This window comes from Chamaesiphon sp. OTE_8_metabat_110, from assembly GCF_031382685.1.
Taxonomy (GTDB): domain Bacteria; phylum Cyanobacteriota; class Cyanobacteriia; order Cyanobacteriales; family Chamaesiphonaceae; genus Chamaesiphon.
In genome coordinates this window covers 1-5007 of record NZ_JANMZA010000620.1, presented here as the reverse complement: position 1 = coordinate 5007, position 5007 = coordinate 1, and the positions used below count along the sequence as shown (strand labels likewise).

5 protein-coding genes are annotated in these 5007 nt (G+C 41.7%); all 5 read left to right on the top strand.

All coding sequences use genetic code 11. The annotated features are described in order from the left end of the window. Window positions 1-16: 16 nt before the first annotated feature. The 5 genes from RMO52_RS22315 (at window position 17) to RMO52_RS22295 (ending at window position 4534) form a co-directional block, all read left to right on the top strand. Window positions 17-304 (top strand): universal stress protein, encoded by a 288-nt coding sequence (locus tag RMO52_RS22315; RefSeq protein ID WP_310418706.1) that lies wholly within the window; start codon window positions 17-19, stop codon window positions 302-304. Continuing rightward, window positions 204-494, top strand: a complete 291-nt coding sequence (locus RMO52_RS22310; protein ID WP_310418702.1) for a universal stress protein — start codon at window positions 204-206, stop codon at window positions 492-494. The genes RMO52_RS22315 and RMO52_RS22310 overlap by 101 nt, the downstream gene beginning before the upstream one ends. Window positions 495-550: 56 nt before the next feature. Then, the gene (locus tag RMO52_RS22305) at window positions 551-1003 is read left to right on the top strand and encodes a pyridoxamine 5'-phosphate oxidase family protein (RefSeq protein WP_309738256.1); all 453 of its coding nucleotides are present in this window, start codon (window positions 551-553) and stop codon (window positions 1001-1003) included. 491 nt (window positions 1004-1494) lie between these two features. After that, window positions 1495-3030: an NAD(P)/FAD-dependent oxidoreductase gene (locus RMO52_RS22300; RefSeq protein WP_309738257.1), complete on the top strand. Its 1536-nt coding sequence runs from the start codon at window positions 1495-1497 to the stop codon at window positions 3028-3030. Window positions 3031-3259: 229 nt separating this feature from the next. Beyond that, window positions 3260-4534: an FAD-dependent oxidoreductase gene (locus tag RMO52_RS22295; protein WP_310418699.1), complete on the top strand. Its 1275-nt coding sequence runs from the start codon at window positions 3260-3262 to the stop codon at window positions 4532-4534. Window positions 4535-5007 lie beyond the last annotated feature (473 nt).

Sequence of the window (5007 nt, the reverse complement as noted above, 5' to 3'; positions counted from 1 at the left end):
AGGCAAATGAATCTGAGTGCTACAAAAAATCTTAATTGCAACTGGTGACTCACCAGAGTCCGCAGAAGTTTTTACATCTGGACTCACACTTGCCGAGAAATATGGTGCCCAGATCTCGATCTTACATGTCCTCAATCTCTTTCAAAATGGTTTTGAGGCAGTCAGTAATCCATTTATGGGTGGTAGTTATCCGATGATGAACGATGGTAATCCAACAATACCAGAAAGAACTACAAGATCGCGAACAGCAGGGAATGGCACGGTTAGAATCCTATGCAAGAGAGGCTACAGCAAGAAATATTAAAGCCGAGATCTATCAAAATATGGGAGATGCCGGACGCACAATTTGTGAAACAGCAAAAAACTATGCGGCGGATGTAATCGTGATGGGACGTAACCAAAAATCGATGTTGAGTGAGATTTTTTTAGGTAGCACTAGCAACTATGTCTTGCATCATGCACCTTGCTCGGTCATGGTGATTCAGCAGAAGTAGAACACAAATTATTACGATTGAATATTACAGTTTAGTTACATTTTAGGAGAAAAATCATGTTAGATATCGATGAAATGGGACAGGACGAAATCCACGAATTGCTACATAAAGTAGGGTATGGTCATCTGGGCTTCATCCATGAAGGCAAACCTTGTGTAATGCCGATGCACTATTATCTCGAAAATAGCAATATTTACCTATTTACAACAGTTGGGATGAAGACTCATGACATGGACGCAGATCCTGATGTTTGTTTGCAGGTTGAAGAGTTACATAGTCCCGAACATTGGCGGAGTGCAATTGTGATGGGTCGAGCCAAACATCTGACAGCGAAACCAGAGATAGAACGAGTAATCGAAATTGCCAAACAGCGTGATGCTACCCTTTCTCCGGCAATTAATCGAACTTGGACTGACTCCTGGGGACGTGCGGAAGTTATGTCGATTTATCAGATTGAATCGGGAGAAATGAGTGGGCGCACGACTGATGGTGTGAGCAGTCGTCAATAAATTTTAGATTCGAGAGAAAAAATGCAAATGCCAGCAAGATCGACGCTCATGCCCAAAGCCTCTAATAATGTCATCGAGACATCTAATTCACTTTTGCCCAGCCAGCGAAGAATGGATAATCTGGATACAGCTTCCCCCTTGGTGCAGCCTGTCGTCTCATGGGGAGTTATCGTTAGCTTGGTAATACTTTCAACAGGCGGGTTAATTTATGCTTGCATTTGCAGCCGCAAGCAACATTCTTTCAGCGTCAAGTTGCCTTCTAAAATTATCTGCTCTCGTTGTCAATATTTTAACGATAATCACTTTCTTAAATGTGCTCTTCATCCAGTAGCCGTAATGACTGAGCAAGCAGTTGATTGTACGGATTACTGTCCGAAAACTAAAGGAAAATGGGCTATAAATTGAGAAGAATATTGCTTGCAATTTGAAAAGTCTTTTTCTAATCGATCTATCTAAAAATAACTAATGTTTACGATTCGAGGAACTGTTCTATGCAGCCAGATTATCTGATTATCGGCAGTGGTTTATCCGCATTGACCTTTGGTGCTTTGATGGCAAATGCTGGTAAAACCGTCCAAATCCTCGAAGCTCACGAGCATCCAGGTGGATTTGGGCATACGTTTACAATGGCTAAAAAGTATACGTTTAACGCTCAATTTCACTATGTCTGGGACTGTGGTGAAGGACAAACAGTTAATAAGGTACTCAAAAAACTAGGATTAGATCGGGAAGTAACCTTTGAAAGATACGATCCTGATGGTTTCGACCACATGCGAATGCCTGGTTATGAAATGGATACTCCTTCAGATCCAGAAGTATTAATCGATCGATTATCTGCGTTGTTTCCCGACCATGTTCACAACATTCGTCAATTTGTAAATGAGGTCGAGAAGACTGGTGTAGGCTTGAAAATAGTTGCACCACCACTGAAACCGATCGAACTACTCAAGCATCCCCAGGCGGCGTTCAGTACTGTCTCTAACATCAACAGTACCCTTCAGGATGTATTTGATAAATTCCAGCTTCCCCAAGCCGCACAGACCCTTTTAGCCCTGCAATGGCTGGATTTTTTACTACCGCCCAACCAACTTTCTTTCTTTGCGTGGGTGGCATTATTTAGAGGTTATCAAGCAGGAGCATTTTACCCAACGCAGCATTTTGAATCTGTAATTAATTCTTTTGTAAAAGTCATCGAATCAAATGGTGGACAAGTATTACTCAACCATGAAGTCACGAATTTTCGGGTCGTAAATAAAACCGTGATGGGAGTTGAGGCAACGAATCTCACCACTCATCAAAGTGCAGAATTCACGGGCGATACGGTAATCTGTAATATCGACCCTCAACGAGCTGCAAAAACGATCGGGTTAGACAAGTTTTCTAAAGCTGTACGCAAAAAACTCGACTATGAATATTCGGCATCTAACTACATGGTTTATTGCGTTGTCAAAGATATCGACTTACGCGACTATGGATTTGGGAAGTGGAATGTCTCACATACGGGGCACGAAAGCCTGAATGAAGCGTTTGCCCAAATGTACGATCGACATGACTATTCTAATCCAAGTTTTGCCATCACCACGCCCACTTTATTGACAGAGGCGAGTCGAGATTGTCCGGCAGATTGTCAGATTGTTGAATTTCTGACTGTTGCTAACTATGCCTACTTTAAGCAATTACGCGATAGCGATCCCAAGGCTTACAGGCAGAAAAAGCAAGAGATTTTAGATGCGATTCTCGATGTGGTCGAAAAACATTATGTGCCGAATTTTCGGAAGCATCTGGTGTTTGAGATTACAGGTAGTCCGACTACTAACGAACGCTATTGTTGGTGTCCTGAAGGGAATTCCTACGGCTCGATTTTGACTCCGCGCAATATGGGTTTGGGGCGATTGAATCATGAAACTTCACTAGACAAGTTTTACTTCTGTAATGCTTCATCGGGTTATCCAGGTTTTGCACCGACAATTTGGACGGGGGCGTTGTTGTATCAACGATTGTCTGGGGATGCGATTTTGGGCGGTTGAATAGCCGGAACACATGAGTCTGTTTGATGCGTAAATCTACCCACCCCACCCTACGGGCACCCCTGTCTTGAAAAGGTGCTCGACTTGGGGGAACCCCTGTTCCCGCACTTTTCGCTGTCTTGACGTTTTTTTATTCGGGGGGAACCCTAGACATAAAAACGTCGCTCCCGGGAGGGGATTTTTACCCAACTCTTCCGAGGATGGGATTTTTTACATAAGAGGTTAACACATGAAAATTGCGGTAATTGGTGGTGGAGCTAGTGGGATGGTATCAGCTTATCTGCTCGATAAACAAGGGCATCATGTCACCGTATTTGAACGACAACCCATTTTAGGCGGACATATTCGGACGCTGAATAAAAACGTTAAGCCGGATCGATTGGATTGCACAGAAATTCTTGAGGGTGGGGTGCTGGAATTTCCGACTGCGTTTACAGATTTTATCGCATTGATGACAGAATTAGATGTCGAACTAGAGCCTGTGAGTGTTGGTTCGGGGATGTTTTTTAATAGTGGCGATCGCTTTTTATCGTCAGTTACCACCAACAACAACTTCTTAGGTATTCACCGCCTCATCGAACATTTACGCTTTGATACCCTTTATGCGCGTTCTGCTAGCTTATGGTTGAGAATCCAACTTGCAAATCTCCAAAATCTAGCAGGTCTCCCACTTTCGGAATACCTAAATAATCCAAGTGCTCGCGATACTTGGCTGAAATTGCTAGCAATGTATAGTTACTCAATTCCGTTTGAACTAATTGATGATTTTCCGGCAGAATTAGCGATACCAATGTTACGTGCCTACATTTCAACTAACTGGGTGCGGGTGAAAGGTGGTGTGTATACTTATATTGAAAAAATTCTAGAGCGATTTCAGGGAAAGATTGTATTGGGTGTGGAGATCGATCGGATTTTGCGAAGTCCTGGCGGTGTCAAAATAATGATGTGTACAGGTGAAATGCGGGAATTCGATCGAGTTGTATTTGCCACGCCTCCAGACCAAGTAATGGCACTTTTAGCCGATCCAACTACCGCTGAAACCAAACGGTTTGCTAATTGGAAAGCTAACCATATTACTAGCATAGTTCATAAAGATGCTGCGATGTACGATCGATTTGACATCCATAAACCCTCAGAATTTGATTTCTTTCAAACTGTTACCCACTGGGGGTATAACGGCTATCTCAATCAACTTTGTGGCATCTCATCACCACAGCATTATTTCCTATCATTCCAACTAGAAGAATTAATTGCACCAGAGCAAATTATTCATACCCAAGCACATCACACTCCTTTATATACGACGGAATCTTTTCGATACCGCGATGAAGTGGTCGCGACTAATGGTGAGAATCACACTTACCATGCGGGAGCATATCTTGGTGATGGTTTACATGGTGGAGCCATCACTTCCGCTGTTCGAGTTGCTCAATTAATTGGCGTGAGTCTGGAGTCTATTCCTTCCGTTGAAAGTAAACGGGGACGAATTTCGATCGGATTGTAGCTTTCCATCTGGAAAATATAGTTTAATTAGCTCAAATTATATTCCAAGCAAATTTCTCCTCATATTCATATTGGGAGATTTTTTGTATGGTTTTTAGTTTTTGTCTATTCCTTTAGACTGAAATCTCATCGAAAATTCGAGCTAAAATCAGTCTATATGTCTATAGACTGATTTGATAATTTCAATCAAGAGTAGTAAATAAAATTGCAATATTCTAAGAAATAACGAAATAAATATTAAGATAATTGCTTGCAAGAATATATAGATTAAGATATGTTTTCCTCACGACATCCTCACAATTTCAGTCTAGGATGAAAGTTAATAAATTCGCATTATAAATTTACCGAATAGTTATTTTAGTTGCCATCTGACATCGAAGTTTTTGTAGTTAAATACTCCGATGCCAGATGGCAACTTAATAGCATAATTTTTTCTTCAATGCAGCAGTAGCAACATTAATGAGGAGGACACGA